General features: G+C 42.4%; 18 protein-coding genes. 4 read left to right on the plus strand and 14 right to left on the minus strand.

The window, feature by feature from the left end; translation table 11 throughout:
• Positions 1 to 43: 43 nt before the first annotated feature.
• From priA to EV694_RS06475, 7 genes are all read right to left on the minus strand, one after another.
• Positions 44 to 2,227 (minus strand): primosomal protein N', encoded by a 2,184-nt coding sequence (gene priA / locus EV694_RS06445; protein WP_132690674.1) that lies wholly within the window; start codon positions 2,225 to 2,227, stop codon positions 44 to 46.
• 9 nt (positions 2,228 to 2,236) lie between these two features.
• Entirely contained in the window at positions 2,237 to 4,075 is a 1,839-nt protein-coding gene (locus tag EV694_RS06450; RefSeq protein ID WP_132690676.1) for an ABC transporter ATP-binding protein, read from the minus strand.
• Between the two features lie 222 nt (positions 4,076 to 4,297).
• Complete coding sequence (locus EV694_RS06455) at positions 4,298 to 4,570, minus strand: HU family DNA-binding protein (RefSeq protein WP_132690678.1); 273 nt, start codon at positions 4,568 to 4,570, stop codon at positions 4,298 to 4,300.
• 173 nt (positions 4,571 to 4,743) lie between these two features.
• Positions 4,744 to 5,334 carry a YjaG family protein gene (locus EV694_RS06460; RefSeq protein WP_132690680.1) on the minus strand — a complete coding sequence of 197 codons (591 nt, stop codon included), beginning with the start codon at positions 5,332 to 5,334 and terminating at the stop codon, positions 4,744 to 4,746.
• An 8-nt stretch (positions 5,335 to 5,342) separates the two neighbouring features.
• The gene (hemE, locus tag EV694_RS06465) at positions 5,343 to 6,413 is read right to left on the minus strand and encodes a uroporphyrinogen decarboxylase (RefSeq protein WP_132690682.1); all 1,071 of its coding nucleotides are present in this window, start codon (positions 6,411 to 6,413) and stop codon (positions 5,343 to 5,345) included.
• Between the two features lie 84 nt (positions 6,414 to 6,497).
• Positions 6,498 to 6,992: a YfbU family protein gene (locus tag EV694_RS06470; protein ID WP_132690684.1), complete on the minus strand. Its 495-nt coding sequence runs from the start codon at positions 6,990 to 6,992 to the stop codon at positions 6,498 to 6,500.
• A 27-nt stretch (positions 6,993 to 7,019) separates the two neighbouring features.
• Positions 7,020 to 7,769 (minus strand): MlaA family lipoprotein, encoded by a 750-nt coding sequence (locus tag EV694_RS06475; protein ID WP_132690686.1) that lies wholly within the window; start codon positions 7,767 to 7,769, stop codon positions 7,020 to 7,022.
• Positions 7,770 to 7,963: 194 nt separating this feature from the next.
• Here EV694_RS06475 and gyrB point away from each other — a divergent pair, with 194 nt between their 5' ends.
• Complete coding sequence (gene gyrB, locus EV694_RS06480; RefSeq protein ID WP_132690688.1) at positions 7,964 to 10,393, plus strand: DNA topoisomerase (ATP-hydrolyzing) subunit B; 2,430 nt, start codon at positions 7,964 to 7,966, stop codon at positions 10,391 to 10,393.
• A gap of 281 nt (positions 10,394 to 10,674) precedes the next feature.
• Here gyrB and EV694_RS06485 read toward each other — a convergent pair whose 3' ends face one another.
• The 4 genes from EV694_RS06485 to EV694_RS06500 form a co-directional block, all read right to left on the minus strand.
• Positions 10,675 to 11,367, minus strand: coding sequence for a pirin family protein (locus EV694_RS06485; RefSeq protein WP_132690690.1), 693 nt, complete (start codon positions 11,365 to 11,367; stop codon positions 10,675 to 10,677).
• 184 nt (positions 11,368 to 11,551) lie between these two features.
• Positions 11,552 to 12,187 (minus strand): glutathione S-transferase C-terminal domain-containing protein, encoded by a 636-nt coding sequence (locus EV694_RS06490; protein ID WP_132690692.1) that lies wholly within the window; start codon positions 12,185 to 12,187, stop codon positions 11,552 to 11,554.
• Positions 12,188 to 12,197: 10 nt separating this feature from the next.
• Entirely contained in the window at positions 12,198 to 12,746 is a 549-nt protein-coding gene (locus EV694_RS06495) for an NAD(P)H-dependent oxidoreductase (RefSeq protein ID WP_132690694.1), read from the minus strand.
• A 140-nt stretch (positions 12,747 to 12,886) separates the two neighbouring features.
• The gene (locus EV694_RS06500) at positions 12,887 to 13,357 is read right to left on the minus strand and encodes a putative hemolysin (protein ID WP_132690696.1); all 471 of its coding nucleotides are present in this window, start codon (positions 13,355 to 13,357) and stop codon (positions 12,887 to 12,889) included.
• Positions 13,358 to 13,485: 128 nt separating this feature from the next.
• Between EV694_RS06500 and EV694_RS06505 the strand changes: the two genes are divergently transcribed.
• Positions 13,486 to 13,842, plus strand: coding sequence for a winged helix-turn-helix transcriptional regulator (locus EV694_RS06505; RefSeq protein ID WP_132690866.1), 357 nt, complete (start codon positions 13,486 to 13,488; stop codon positions 13,840 to 13,842).
• Positions 13,843 to 13,952: 110 nt separating this feature from the next.
• Positions 13,953 to 14,081 (plus strand): hypothetical protein, encoded by a 129-nt coding sequence (locus EV694_RS11050; protein WP_279386850.1) that lies wholly within the window; start codon positions 13,953 to 13,955, stop codon positions 14,079 to 14,081.
• A 94-nt stretch (positions 14,082 to 14,175) separates the two neighbouring features.
• Here EV694_RS11050 and EV694_RS06510 read toward each other — a convergent pair whose 3' ends face one another.
• Positions 14,176 to 14,784 (minus strand): cation efflux transmembrane domain-containing protein, encoded by a 609-nt coding sequence (locus tag EV694_RS06510; protein WP_132690698.1) that lies wholly within the window; start codon positions 14,782 to 14,784, stop codon positions 14,176 to 14,178.
• A 129-nt stretch (positions 14,785 to 14,913) separates the two neighbouring features.
• Between EV694_RS06510 and EV694_RS06515 the strand changes: the two genes are divergently transcribed.
• On the plus strand, positions 14,914 to 15,300 hold the full coding sequence (locus EV694_RS06515) for a MerR family transcriptional regulator (RefSeq protein ID WP_132690700.1): 387 nt from the start codon (positions 14,914 to 14,916) through the stop codon (positions 15,298 to 15,300).
• A 75-nt stretch (positions 15,301 to 15,375) separates the two neighbouring features.
• Here the strand turns inward: EV694_RS06515 and EV694_RS06520 are convergent, their stop codons facing one another.
• Positions 15,376 to 15,696, minus strand: coding sequence for a rhodanese-like domain-containing protein (locus tag EV694_RS06520; RefSeq protein ID WP_132690702.1), 321 nt, complete (start codon positions 15,694 to 15,696; stop codon positions 15,376 to 15,378).
• A 14-nt stretch (positions 15,697 to 15,710) separates the two neighbouring features.
• The gene (locus EV694_RS06525; RefSeq protein WP_132690704.1) at positions 15,711 to 16,046 is read right to left on the minus strand and encodes a carboxymuconolactone decarboxylase family protein; all 336 of its coding nucleotides are present in this window, start codon (positions 16,044 to 16,046) and stop codon (positions 15,711 to 15,713) included.
• Positions 16,047 to 16,062 lie beyond the last annotated feature (16 nt).

Raw genomic sequence — 16,062 nt, forward strand, 5'->3', positions numbered from 1 at the left:
TTATTCATTTATTATGAATAATTATTTAATTAATGCAAGATAATTATGCAAATTCTTGTGGATCAATATCTAACGACCAACGCACTTTGTTGAGTAAATCAAAGGATTGTTGATGAAATTGCTGTAGAATTTGCTGTAAGACTTGGCGAGAAGGGTGTTGTAGCAATAACTGCCAACGATATTGCCCTGCTTTTTTACTATGAGGAGCAGGCATCGCCCCAAGAATTTGTAAACCAGTCAGTTGTTGTTGATGAAAATAATCCGCCACTTGTTGCAAAGCCTGCTCTGCCAAGTGATTATCACGACTTCGTGCCTGAAATAAGGCTTGTGCCGAAAACGGTGGTAAGCCCATACTATAGCGTAAATGCAAGGCTTGCTCGGCAAAGGCAGGATAACCGCCTGTTAATAAGGCTTGTAATAAAGGGTGGTCAGGGTAATGGGTTTGCAACAAGACCTCGCCCTGCTTTTCCGCACGCCCTGCACGCCCTGCCACTTGCACATAAAGCTGTGCTAAACGTTCTTCCGCACGAAAATCAAGGGAAAATAAGGCACTGTCCACATTGACAATCGCCACTAAAGTCACATTGGGAAAATGATGCCCTTTGGCTAACATTTGTGTGCCAATAAGAATTTGGCTTTTGCCCTGTTGAATATCCTTTAAATGCGCTTCTAATTTACCCTTGCGCGCGGTACTATCTCGGTCTATGCGAGTAATATGATATTGTGGAAAACGTTGTTGTAAAGTTTGCTCAAGCTGTTCTGTGCCTAAGCCTGTGGTAATTAAATGGGTTGAGCCACAAGACTCACATTGATGAGGAATGGCACGTTGAGCATGGCAATAATGACAACGCAAAACCTGTGGCTGTTGATGATAAGTATAGGGCTTTTCACAATGGCGACATTGGCAAATCCAACCACATTCGTGGCATAGCAAAACAGGGGCAAAACCACGCCGATTAAGAAACAATAAGACTTGATTGCCTTTTTGCAGATGTTCTTGCATACGGGTTAATAATTGATGAGAAAGCCCTTGTTGCACAGGTTGCTTTTTCAAATCAATAAGTTGTTGTTGAACTGCTGTGCCTTGCCCTGCTCGTTGGGTAAGTTGAATGCCCTTATATTTACCATTTTGCACATTATTCAGGCTTTCAAGACTTGGGGTTGCCGATCCCATCACAATGGGAATATCACAGAGTTTAGCATAAAGCACCGCCAAATCTCGTGCATGATAACGCCAGCCCTCTTGTTGCTTAAAAGAACTGTCATGCTCTTCATCAATAATAATCAAGCCTAAATTGACAAATTGGCTAAATAATGCCGAACGTGTACCTATTACAATCGCCGCTTGCCCTGTTCTCACTCGTTGCCACGCCTGCAAACGTTGATTGTCGTTTAAATGGGAATGTAGCACCTCAATCGACACATTAAATCTCGCTTGAAAACGTTGGACGGTTTGTGGGGTTAAGCCAATTTCAGGCACTAACACTAACACCTGTTGCCCTTTTTTGAGGATTTCTTCAATCAACTGCAAATATATTTCAGTTTTGCCTGAACCTGTTACCCCCTGCAACAAAAATGCCGCAAAACCTTGTTGAAATACTAATTGGCTCATAGCTAAGGCTTGTTGTTTATTTAGGGTTAAGCGATTATCCTGATTGACCAGCGGTTTATCCGCTAATTGCTGTTGCCAAGATTGTTCCTTGTTCTGTTGTTGTTCCTCAATAATCAAGCCTTTTTGGATTAAAGGCTGCAAAATGGCTCGGCTAATGGAAGTATGATCTTGAGAAAGGCTTAATTGTTGCAGGGCTTGTCGCTGTTTTGGCGCACGTTTCAACATATCATTATGCAAGGCTTGCTCACCAAGTGCGGTCAGTTTTAACAAAATTTTTGCTTTTGGCACCGCACTTTCCCCTTGCCGTAACTTGACAGGCAAGGCTTGCAATAATACCTCGCCTAAGGGAGCTTGATAATAATTGGCAGCCCAAAGAAGTAATTGCCATAATGTGGGCTGAAACAGGCTTTGTGGATCCAATACCTCAATAACGTGCTTTAATTGTTCCCTTGGCAAATCTGATTGGGAAGGAAAATCCACCACCACCGCCACTTTTTTTTGTGCTCCAAAAGGCACTAATACTCGGCTACCAATGGCTAAGGTCTGTTGTTCATCAAGCAAATAATCAAAACAACGCATTAAAGGAACGGCTAAGGCGACACGAATCAGTTTCATTAATCTTCGTTAATCCTCACTAAGAAAACCGCCACTTTGATGAGCCCAAAGTTTGGCATACAAGCCATTTTTCGCCAATAATTCATTATGTGTACCTTGCTCAACAATTTGCCCTTTATCTAACACAATCAAGCGATCCATTGAAGCAATGGTAGAAAGACGGTGGGCAATAGCGATAACGGTTTTATTTTCCATCATCTTATCTAAACTTTGTTGAATAGCGATTTCCACTTCAGAATCTAAAGCACTGGTTGCTTCATCAAGCAATAAAATTGGGGCATCTTTTAATAACACTCGAGCAATAGCAATGCGTTGTCGCTGCCCACCTGATAATTTTACCCCTCGTTCGCCCACTTGAGCATCATAGCCAGTTCGCCCCTGTGCATCGGTTAATAAGGGAATAAAATCCGCCGCCTCTGCTTTGGTTGCCGCTAACATCATTTCCTCTTCACTGGCTTGTGGACGACCATAAATAATATTTTCTCGCACAGAACGATGTAATAATGAGGTATCTTGCGTGACTAAACCAATTTGACGACGCAAACTTTCCTGCTTCACTTGGGTAATATCCTGCCCATCAATGGTAATTTGCCCTGCTTGTGCCTCATAAAAACGTAACAATAAATTGACGATAGTGGATTTACCTGCCCCAGAACGCCCAATTAAGCCCACTTTTTCCCCTGCCTTAATGGTTAAATTAAAGTCTTGCAACAAAGGTTTATGAGGATCATAAGCAAAACTGACATGGTTAAATTGAATTTCCCCTTGATTGACCTCGAGTTCTTTGGCATTGGCTTTATCCACAATAGAATGAGGTTTAGACAGGGTATTCATACCATCATTTACCGTACCAATATTTTCAAATAAACGGGCTGATTCCCACATCACCCATTGGGATAAATTTGCCACTCTTAACGCCATAGCAATCGCTGTGGCAATCGCCCCTACATCAACGCTATGTTGCTGCCATAACCAAATCCCCAATATTGAGGTAGATAAAATCAACATGACATTTAACGCCCCCACTACCGTATCTAATGAGGTGGCTAAACGCATTTGTGCATGCACAGTGACCATAAATTCTTGCATTGAACGCTTGGCATAGCTTGCTTCTCTTGCACCATGAGAAAACAGTTTTACCGTAGTAATATTGGCATAAGCATCGGTAATTCTCCCTGTCATCAAAGAACGTGCGTCTGCCTGTCGCTCAGCGGTTTTGGCTAAACGGGGGATAAATAAACGCAAAATCACCACAAACCCAGCTAGCCATAAAACAAAAGGCAAAACTAACCAACCATCTAAACTAACCAATACAATGCCAGAAGTCACAAAATAGACCACCACATAAGTCATCATATCCGCAATGGTTAGCACCGTATCTCGCACCGCCAACGCCGTCTGCATTACCTTAGCAGAAACCCGCCCCGCAAATTCATCTTGGTAAAAACTCAAACTTTGTCCAAGCATTAAACGATGAAAATTCCAACGCAACCGCATAGGGAAAACCCCTTGCAGGGTTTGTAAACGGATTAACGATGCCACAAAACGCCAAGCAATACTTAGCAACAACAGCGCCAGCATTGCCATTAAGCCATATTTTTTCTCCACCCATAAAGTTTGCGGACTAAATTCCGTTAGCCAGTTCACCAATGTTCCCATAAATTGGAACAACAATGCTTCCATAATCCCAATGCCAACGGTCATCAAGGTCAACAGCAAAATCCAGCCTTTCATACCTTGCAAGCTAGACCAAATAAACCCAAATAGTTTTTTCTCTGGCGTACTTGCTTGTTGATCGGGATAAGCATTAAGACGATTTTCAAACCAAGAGAAAATTTTATTAAACATATTGAAACCTATTGAAATTCATTGCAATAAGAAAGGTAGCCAGTGGAAATTTGGCTACCTAAAAACTGTTGCTATTATAGGCGAAAACAAGGGAATATTCAAAAATATTCCCTCTGAGAGATGTTTTAAGTTTAAGTGCGGTGGGGGATAAAATTATTTAATAAACAAAACCCCACTACTCACATCATAGCGGGGTTAAGAGAATAAATAATTTAAATAAAATTATTTAACAGCGTCTTTAAGTGCTTTACCTGAAACGAAAGCTGGTACTTTTGATGCTGGAATTTGGATTTCTTTACCCGTTTGTGGGTTACGACCAGTACGGGCTTTACGCTCGTTGACTTTGAATGTACCAAAACCAATTAGTTGTACTGAATCACCTGCTTTTAGGCTTTCAGTAATCGCATCTAAAGTTGCTTCTAAGGCAGCTTTAGCTTGTTTTTTGTTTAACTCTGCTGCACTTGCAATTGCATCGATTAAATCAGTTTTATTCATAATAATAATTACCCTCTAGACTTTTTATAAAAAAACTAAATTAAGCCGAAAAAGAAATCAAATTCCTTTCTGTCTAAAATTTACTTTTAACTGTTATCTACAGCGGTAACTAGCTTAATCTAACTTTTAAAGAAAGCAAAGCACTATCTACTAAAAATGTTAAAAAAATCACATTATTCATCAATTTTTATGCCGATATTACTGATTTCTTCCGCTCGCAGGGCATTTTTAAGGGATAAAATCACGTCTAAATCCCTTTCTTCACAGTCATTTAAATCACGGTAAATTGCCCATTGCACATCAAGTTCCGTTTGGATTTCTTCGCTATCTTTTAATTCTTGCTCAGACAATTCTCGTTGTTGCGTTAAGGCTAAGTAGTTTGCGACGGTTTTGAGGGAGTTTTGACTTATTCTGATAGCATGTTGCAAATATTCGCCGCCAATGATGGCGTGCAATAATTCAGATAAGGCTTCGCAAGCATCAATAGCGGGTTCTACACCATAAAAATCATAATGGTTAATATCAGGAATAATGGCTTCAAATTTTTCTAATTGTTGATCAAAATTAATTTTACAACCTTTAACGGTTAAATATTCCCAAACGAGATTAAGAATATTTTTATAAACCATGGCTTGTTTTTCTTGTTCGGTCATTTGGCAAAACAAGGTAAAATTAGGTTGCATTCGTTCACATAAACAAGCCATAAAGGTTAAATGTTGCCAACTGGCAAATTTTTCTAGGCGCTTATGAATTGGGTTTCTCATGGCTATTCCTATTTGCAATGAAATTGTTGTGAATATTGATGAACGGTATCCACAAGAATTTTAGGGCTTTCCTCTGGCACATCTTGATGAATACCATGCCCAAGGTTAAATATATGCCCACTACCTTGTCCATACGCGGTTAAGAGGGTTTGAACCTCTTGCACAATACGCGCTGCTGGCGCATAAAGCACACTAGGATCCATATTGCCTTGTAAGGCAACTTTATGCCCTACTCTGGCTCGAGCTTGTGCAATATCTATTGCCCAATCCAATCCTATGGCATCACAACCTGTTTCGGCAATCGCTTCTAACCATAAACCGCCCCCTTTGGTAAATAGGGTAACAGGCACTTTACGATCTTCATTTTCTCGGATAAGTCCGTTGATAATTTTGTGCATATAATGCAAAGAAAACTCTAAATAGGCTTGTTGAGATAAGACGCCGCCCCAAGTATCAAAGATCATTACCGCTTGGGCTCCTGCTTTGATTTGGGCATTTAAATATAAAATCACGGCTTCAGCAATTTTGTTTAGTAGCTGGTGAAGTAAGTGCGGTTCAGCGTACAACATTTTTTTTATTTTGGTAAAGGCTTTGCTTGATCCCCCTTCAACCATATAAGTGGCTAATGTCCAAGGGCTACCCGAAAACCCGATTAAAGGCACCTCGCCTTTTAATTCACGGCGAATGGTTCGCACCGCATTCATCACATATTGTAGTTCTTGTTCTGGATCAGGAATGGGTAACTGTTCAATATCTTGTTTAGATTGAATAGGTTTGGCAAATTTAGGACCTTCGCCAGCGCCAAAACTTAACCCTAATCCCATGGCATCAGGAATGGTTAAAATGTCGGAAAATAAAATGGCGGCATCAAGCTGATAACGGCGTAATGGCTGTAAGGTAACTTCGCAAGCTAGCTCGGCATTACGGCATAATGCCATAAAATCCCCTGCTGTGGCACGAGTGGCTTTATATTCAGGTAAATAACGCCCTGCTTGACGCATCATCCATACGGGAGTCATATCCACAGGTTGGCGTAATAAGGCACGAAGATAACGATCATTTTTTAATGGAAAAACCATAATAATTACTCAAAATTTAATTGTGATAAGACGAACAAAAAAATATACCACAACAAAAAGTGCGGTATATTTTTTTATAATTTTTTAGGCATCTAAAATTTTCTGAATTTCGGCAGCACTGAGATGGTATTCATGTGGACAAGCACGCAATGCCTCAAGCATTTTGCGATATTTTTCATTCATGGGAATTTGTGAATCACAACCATGAGTACAGTGCATAAACTCGGTATATTTGCCCTCAACCCCAGTAATAAAGCGTAAATAGTTCAAATATTTTTTCTCACGAACCGCACAATATCCCGGGAAAGTTAAGCGATGTTCACTGATTGCTGATTTATCTTTAAGATGATTGTAAGACACTTGTAAGGCATTATACATTTCTAAAGTATCTAACACTAAACGGCAATCTTGTTCGGATAAATCCGAAAATTCTTTATCTAACTCTTTGAGTTCTAAACCAAATCCACCACGTACAATAATTTCTAAACGTTGATATTTTTGTGCGTTATCGCTGTCCAATAATGCCATTAATTTATATTGATTGGCTAAAATAAGACGTTGCGTTGCGGTCATTTCCATAACATACCCCTAATACAATAGAATAAATTAATCAATTTGTTGTAATTGTTCTTCTGATAAGGTTTCTTTAATTTCTCCGCCCTTACCATCAGTGGCTCTAAACTCAAGATTTTGATAATAAGCCTCTCGGAACGTGATATAAGGATCTTGTGATTGCTCTAGCAAGGCTTCTTGGTCAATGGCTTTGGCTCGCTTATCAATACCCTGCACGCCCCATTTGACTAATGCCCAAGGCCCGCCGACCCAATCATAAAAAGCATAAGTATAAGCACTATCCACCACCGCACCTGTTGCTTCTCTCGGCGTGGTTGCACCATATAATGGCAACATAATATAAACACCCGGATCTACATGATAACTGCCTAAGGTATCGCCAAAGGTACGATCGCCATCAATTTTGAGCGGATCACTATAGCTTGCCCAATCAATTAATCCCCCTAAACCAAAGACGGAATTAATCCAGAACCGATTAAAATGCACAAGGGCCTTTTTCCCTTCGCCCTCAAGTAAGCGATTCACAAAACTCACAGGTTCGTCAAGATTATTCGCCACATTTACCAATCCCGTTCTTACTGGCTGAGGTACATAATTTCTCCAACCTGTTGCCACAGGTTTTAACACATAAGGATCCACCACATTATAGTTAAAATCCCACATAGTTCGGTTAAAACCTTGAATAGGATCATTACGTTCTCCCGTTTCAGGATTAATACTAGAACAACCTGTTACTAAACTGGCTGCCAATAAAAGGACAATTAAAAGAGGATTTTTTCGCATAATTTTCTCTCAAGCATAAATCTGTTAAGCATTGTAAACAAGTTAGCCCATAACTACAAATCATTTAAGGGAATTTTCCCCTCAAGATCTGCTATCCAAGATTATAAATAGCAATAACAATTAAGAAGATGATAATAATCACAAATTCTGCTATAATCTCGGCTAATTTTTATCATTTTACAACAGAGAAAATTATGTCAACAAACACGCCAGATTCTTATGGTGCATCAAGCATTAAAGTATTAAAAGGGCTTGATGCGGTACGCAAACGTCCCGGAATGTACATTGGAGATACGGATGATGGAACAGGGTTACATCATATGGTCTTTGAAGTGGTGGATAATGCCATTGATGAAGCCTTAGCGGGGCATTGTAAGGATATTATTGTTACCATTCATTCTGATAATTCCGTTTCAGTACAAGATGATGGACGTGGTATTCCTGTGGGGATTCACGAAGAAGAAGGCGTTTCTGCCGCACAAGTGATTATGACGGTGTTACATGCAGGGGGAAAATTTGACGATAATTCCTATAAAGTTTCTGGTGGCTTACATGGCGTAGGGGTTTCGGTGGTGAATGCCCTATCCGATAAGCTCCAACTCACGATCCGCCGTGAGGGCAAAGTCCACGAACAATTTTACCAATTAGGCGAACCACAAGCGCCTTTAGCTGTTATTGGCGAAACCTCACAAACAGGGACAACCGTACGTTTTTGGCCAAGCCCAACCATTTTTAGCAATGTTGAATTTGAATATGATATTTTAGCCAAACGCTTGCGTGAATTATCTTTCTTAAATTCAGGGGTATCCATTAAATTATTGGACAAACGCACTGATAAACAAGATCATTTCCATTATGAGGGCGGTATCCAAGCCTTTGTAGAATATCTCAATAAAAATAAAACCCCTATTCATCAAAAACCCTTTTATTTTTCCACCGAAAAAGACGGTATTGGGGTGGAAGTCGCCTTGCAATGGAATGATGGTTATAACGAAAATGTGTATTGCTTTACCAACAACATTCCACAACGTGATGGCGGTACGCACTTAGCAGGTTTCCGAGGGGCATTGACCCGTGTATTAAATAAATATATGGAAGACAATGCGGGCAAAAAAGAGAAAAATAAAATCAGCACTTCAGGCGATGATGCTCGTGAAGGCTTGGTGGCGATTATTTCCGTTAAAGTACCTGATCCAAAATTTTCCTCACAAACCAAAGATAAATTGGTGTCCTCTGAAGTCAAGGGGGCAGTGGAGTCTGCGATGGGCGAACGTTTCCAAGATTACTTATTGGAAAATCCAAATGATGCCAAAATTGTGGTAAGCAAAATCCAAGATGCCGCTCGAGCCAGAGAAGCGGCTCGCAAAGCCAGAGAAATGACTCGCCGTAAAGGGGCGTTAGACTTAGGTGGCTTGCCAGGTAAATTAGCCGATTGCCAAGAACGTGATCCCGCCTTATCCGAACTTTACTTAGTGGAGGGCGATTCTGCGGGCGGTTCAGCAAAACAAGGGCGTAACCGCAAAAACCAAGCGATCTTACCATTAAAAGGAAAAATCCTTAATGTAGAAAAAGCGCGCTTTGATAAAATGCTCTCTTCGCAAGAAGTAGCAACCTTGATCACCGCACTGGGTTGTGGTATCGGACGTGATGAATATAATCCCGATAAATTACGCTATCACAGTATTATCATTATGACCGATGCGGACGTGGACGGCTCACATATCCGCACCCTATTATTGACCTTTTTCTATCGCCAAATGCCAGAGTTAATTGAACGTGGACACGTTTATATTGCTCAACCGCCACTTTATAAAGTGAAAAAAGGCAAACAAGAACAATATATCAAAGATGATGAGGCTATGACCCAATATGAGCTGGCTATCGCCCTTGAAGGTGCCTCTTTGTATGTGAATGAAAATGCCCCAGCGATGAATGGCTTAGCCCTAGAAAAACTAGTGTCGGAATACAATAATGTACAAAAAATGATCCAACGTCTTAACCGCCGTTATCCAAGTGCATTACTTAATCAACTTATCTACCAACCAACTTTAAGCCTTGAATTAATGCAAAATGAAACGGCATTACAACAATGGGCGAACCAGTTAGTAGAAAAATTAACGGAACAAGAAACCAGTGCCAGTGGCAATCATTACAGCTATCGCATTGATTACAATGGCGAACGTCAGCTTTATCAAGTGTTGCTTACCGTACGCACCCATGGCATAGACATTGACTACCCACTGGATTTTAACTTTGCCGAAAGCTCAGAATATGCCCGCATTGTAAAATTAGGGCAACAATTACAAGGCTTGTTAGATGACAGTGCTTATATCCTACGAGGCGAACGCAAATTAGCCATTACTTCCTTTGAACAAGCCATAAATTGGTTAGTCAAAGAATCACGCCGAGGATTAACCATTCAACGTTATAAAGGGTTAGGCGAAATGAATGCGGAACAATTATGGGAAACCACCATGGATCCTAACGCACGCCGTATGTTAAAAGTGTCCATCAAAGACGCCGTCGCCGCCGATCAACTCTTCACCACCCTAATGGGCGATGAAGTAGAACCACGCCGTGAATTTATCGAAAGTAATGCCCTATACGCAAACTTAGATATTTAATCCCCACGCACAAAAAGTGCGGTCAAATTTTGAAAAAATATCAGGCAGTTTTGAAAAAAGGCTGCCTGAGGTTTTATTAAAGGGCGGTGAATTTTTAAAGAATTTACAATAAGGCGAGGCATATCAACAAAACGAGAAGCCACACAATATCAAAGGAGGATTTAATGAAAGCAGAATATGACTTTAGCCACGCAAAGAAAAATCCTTATGCCGCAAAATTAAAAAATATACGTCCCACTTTAAAAGAGCGGTCTATTTTCAAAGAATTTTAGGTAACCTGTTTATACCAAATCAAACAATAAAAACTCACAGTCGCTCAGTGGACTTATCTCTAAGCGAGTTTCTTGACTAATGGCTAATCCATCGCCTGCGGTTAATTTCAGCTCGGCGAGTGTCAATTCCCCTTTGACCATTTGCAACCAATAACGCCGTTTGGCATTGAGCTCAAGGCGAACAGGGGGATAATCGGCAGGGTATTGATAACGCCATAACTGCATATCTTGATACACTTGAAAAGCCTGTCCTTGTGGGTTGGGCGATAAAATCAGTGTTCCGCCGACTTGGTCGGCAAATTGCCCTTGCTCATAGCGTGGCGTGATGTTTTTTTGCTGGGGCAAAATCCAAATCTGATAGAGATGTAAGGGGTCTTCATCGCTTGGATTAAATTCGGCATGATAAATCCCGGTCCCTGCGGACATGATTTGAAATTCCCCTGCTTGCACTTGGGTTTGGTTGCCCATACTGTCTTGATGCGCCACACGCCCTTGTAATACATAGGTCAAAATTTCCATGTTTTGATGGGGATGCATCGGAAATCCACCTTTAGGGGCGATGGTATCTTCATTAATCACTCGCAAATGAGAAAAATGCAGATATTTGGGATCGTAATAATCCGCAAAGGAAAAGCTATGGTAGCTTTTAAGCCAAGCGCTTTCACCTTTGCCACGTTCATGGGCTTTGCGTAATTGGTACATCATTATTCCTTGTTTGTTGTTTATTTGTCAGTGTATGGCAAAAGAGGGAGGCGAAAAAGTAGAGATAAGGAAAAGGATTATTTACTGTGAGTAAATAATCATCGCATTCCTTTGCTGAATCAAAAAGAAAAGGGCGGTGGGTTTTTAAAACGTTTTCAGGCAGCCTTAGGGCTGTCGAAATTTTTTAAAAAGCCACCGCACTTTTTCCCCCATGTGCCTGTTCTATCGCCATGGCACGTTGTATGGCGGGGCGGTGGTGTAGGTTTTGTAGATATTGCCAGAGGTGGGGGTAGGCGGTTAGGTCGTAGTGGATGTAGCGCGCCCAGTTGCTGACGGTGTAAAGGTAGGCGTCGGCGATGCTGTAGTGTTCGCCGCCTAAGTAGGGCTGTTGGGCGAGGCGTTGGTCTAGGTGGCGGTGGTGTTTGTCTAGGGCGTTTTTGCCTTGCGTGCGCACTTCTTCGCTGGCGGTTTTGTCAAATAAGTATTCGTAGTTTTTGGGCAGTTCGGTGGCGATGTAGTTGAGTAGGGCTTGCAGTTGGTAGCGTTCAAAGCTGCCGTTGGCGGGGGCAAGTTGTTTTTCGGGGACGAGGTCGGCGAGGTATTGGATGATGGCGACGCCTTCTAGTAGGGTGCGTCCGTCTGCAAGGACGAGGGCGGGGACGTAGCCCAGTGGGTTGATGTTGAGGTAGTCGCTGCCGTCGGTGCGGACGCGTTTGTCTTTGAGGGAGACGTCAAGGAGTTGGTAGGGCAGTGCTGTTTCTTCTATGACGATGAGGGGCGAGAGGGCACAGGTGACGGAGCTGCAGTAGAGTTTTAACATGATTTATTCCTTATGCGGTTAGTTGTTGTAAATAGTGGATATAGTCTTGGCTGGCTTGTTCTAGGCGCGCTAGGTGGGTGTCGTCGGTGCCGACGGTGCTGTCTATGCCGTAGAATACAAAGGGGGTGCGGTAGTCGGCATGGATGTAGCGCGCGGTGAGGGCGATGGGCAGGAGGATTTGGTCTAGGCGGTGTCCGTAGTCGCCGTTGGTTTGGTAGCTGTGCTCGGATACGCCTGCGCTGATGGCAATGGCGAGGGGTTTGTTTTTAAAGCCTTTGGCGTGGCGTCCGTATGCCCAGTTGTAGGTGAGCACTTGGTCTTGCCATTGTTTGAGCAGGGGCGGGGTGCTGAACCAGTAGAGGGGGAATTGCCAGACGATGGCTTGGTGTTGTTCAACTAATTGTTGTTCGGCGGCGATGTTGATGTTGCCGTCGGGGTAGGCTTGGTCTAGGTGGTGTAGGGTGAAGTCGTTGGGGTGTTTGGCGACTTCTTGGGCAAGGCGTTTGTTGACGATGGATTGCTCAATATTGGGGTGGTTAAGTAAAATAAGGGTTTTCATGGGTCTATCCTTTTTTGATGAACGATTGGGCAGAGGATAGGTTAAAATTGGTGTAAAAACAAGTACGTACGCGTGGGTGCGTGGGTTACGTGGAGGTAAGTGTTAGCCAAAAAAAGCGATGAATACATCGCTTTAGCCTGTTATTGCAGCTGCTGAACTTGATTAAATTGAACGGCTAAAACTCCCTTCACTTTTTCTAAAGCGGCTTTGGTTGCCTCAGGTTGTGCCGTTTGAATAGCCAAACCAGAGAAGTTTTGATAATCGTAAACAACGCTTGCTCCATATTTGGCAACCGCCTCCAAAACCTTATCCCGTTGAGTGACATCATAATATAGAATGAGAACCTTTGAACGCTCAGAATTTGCTTGTTTATCAATCGCTAATTGTTGGCGATAAAAATCCCATTCGTCCACCTGCTCCCCATTGGGCAACAAACAAACGCCGTATTCATTCCCTGCCGCATCACGACGATTTTCCGATTTTCCTCCTTGTTGTTCACAATACACAGAGGCAGGGTTTGCCATACCCAGTGCGGGAGGGGTGGCATTTGGTGTGAATTGACTGCACGCAGACAGGGTTAAAATTGAACTTATCGTTAAACATTTTTTCATTTTATGTACTCCAAAGAAACGTTTTTCAAGCGTAATAACGCCATTTTATCGCCGTTCCTCTTGAAATGCCCCTCGTCTTATTGTAAATAAAAGTATACCAATAGGTCAGTTAAATAAGAGGCAGTATGATGCGTGAACAAGAATGCGATTTAACAACGTTACGAGGTATTGGGCTTCAGGAAATGGGGTTTTATTACACCTTGTCGTTGATTTCAGGAAAATATAAGGCATTGATTTTATATTGGTTATGGCAGACGTCTTGTATGCGTTTCAATGAATTGCAACGAGAAATGCAAGGAATTTCGCATAAAACTTTGGCTGCCACACTCAAGGAATTGGAGCAAGACGGTTTGGTGGTACGCACAGAATACCCGCAAATTCCGCCTAAGGTGGAGTATCGTTTGTCGGCAAAGGGGGAGAGTTTGATGCCTGTGCTGGACGCGGTGTGCGTTTGGGGCGAGCGGTGGCGTGTTAAGGAGGCGTGATGTTGTTGCTTTGGCTGTGGTATGGCTTTATTGTGTTGGCTGCTGGACTAGCGTTTTGCTTGCGTTGTTACGGCGGTGAGTGGACGCGAGCTGTGTGCACGGGGCTGGTGATGATGTTCAATATACTATTGATTACACGGCTAGAACGTGCGGAGTTGTTTGGACATTTATGGGCAGGCTTTGCGTTGTGGTTGGTGTTAGCAGGGGTTATCGCTTGGAGATTGAAAAAGCGGCGGTAAAAAGGGCGGTGAGTTTTGGTGAAATTTTTTCAGGCAGCAAGGCTGCCTGAATGTTTGTTTATTTCTAAAAAGTACGGTCTATTTTCAACACATTTCACACCGTCCCTTTTAATTCTTGTTTAGCTTGGTAAATAATACGGCGACCTGCTTGCAATGCCAGCCAAGCCATCACGCCTGCGACCAATAAATCTGGTAAATTGGATTGGCTGTAATATACCGCTACCGATGCCAATACCACCAAAATATTCCCTATCGCATCATTACGCGAGCAAAGCCAAACGCTACGCATATTGCTATCGCCTTGCCGATAACGGTATAACAAAACGGCGCTGATCACATTTGCCAACAACGCTAAAACGCCGATCAGCGACATTTCAATAGGGCGAGGCACTTCGCCCCAAAACAATCGATAAAACGTGGTTGCCAGCACAAAAAGTGCAAATGCCACTAAGCTATAGGCTTTGAATAACGATGCCTTAGCCCGCACGACTAACGCCCGATTTAATACCCATAAACTGATACCATAGTTAAACGCATCCCCCAAAAAATCCAAAGCGTCCGACAATAATGCTGTAGAACCAGAAAGCAAGCCCCCTAAGATTTCCACTAAAAACATGGCAAAATTAATCAGCAATACCACCCACAATATCCGACGATAAATAGGTTGAACCGCTTGCCCCATCGTTTGTTGACAACAAGTCATTTTGACCTCCTAAATTTATTGATTTATCAACAAAATTAGGATAAGGTTTGGAGTAACTCTAAGGTCAAGCGGATTTTATCCTTGTTATCGGTTAAAATCAGATAGCCATAGCAAATAGGAAATAATGATATGAAAATTCAACAACTTAGCCAACAAACGCACATACCACTAGACACCATTCGTTATTACGAAAAAATCGGTTTAATTTCCTCTCCTCAAAGGGACGCCAATGGTTATCGCAATTTTAGTCCGCAAGCGGTTGAACAATTACTATTTATTAAAAATTGTCGTTCGTTGGGCTTTAGTCTTACCGATATTCGTCAACTGCAACAACTTTGCCAAACCCCGAATGCACAATGCCATAATGCCGATCAATTATTAGCGCAACATTTGCAAAATATTGAACAAAAAATCTTGCAATTACAACAAATCCAAGCCCAATTAAAACATTTTAGCCGTTGTCAAGGCGAAAAAGTCGCCGATTGTCATTTGTTGCAGGGGTTACAACAGCGGTAGTTTGTTTTTGAAAAATTTCAGGCAGCCTGAAAAAATCCCCCAACTTCACATTGAGGGATTTCAAAACAAATCGCTTTATTTTTTTACTTTTACCGCCCCTGTCTCCACCAAATCCGCATAAGCGCCCAAATCTTGCACATGGCGATAACCTGCTTGTTCTAGGGCTTTTTTGGCAATGGCGGAGCGATTGCCGCTGCGGCAATACAACAAAATCCGATCGTCTTTTTGTAAACCTGCGGCGGCGGCTTGTTGCACCATACTTTGATGAGGCATATTACTGGCGTTTAGGATATGCCCGCTGGCGTATTCCTGCGGCGTACGCACGTCTATCCACACCGTTTTGGCAAAGCTGGGCAGGGCAAACAGCAAAGCGAAAGTCATCAATAAGGCTTTCATGGTTGGCTCCGTGTTTAAGATTTTAAGGTTTCATAAGCATCTAGCACGCGCGCGGAATAAACCATCGCCGCGCCTGCATTCATCGCCACCGCCACACCCAAAGCGGCGCTGATTTCTTGCTCGCTACAGCCAGCCTGAATGGCAGCGGCGGTATGCACATCAATACAGCCATCGCAACGCGTGGTTACCGCACAAGCCAAAGCAATCAGCTCGCGCGTTTTATCGTCTAATACGCCGTCTGCGTTGGCTTTGGCTAAGGTTTGATAGCCTGTCATCGTATCAGGCGATAATTGAGCAAATCGCCCTAAACGTTGCCTTAATTGCGTTTTGTATTTTTTCCAATCTAACATGTTTTGCTCCGATCAA

This window comes from Volucribacter psittacicida (genome assembly GCF_004339025.1).
In the GTDB taxonomy this organism is placed as follows: domain Bacteria; phylum Pseudomonadota; class Gammaproteobacteria; order Enterobacterales; family Pasteurellaceae; genus Volucribacter; species Volucribacter psittacicida.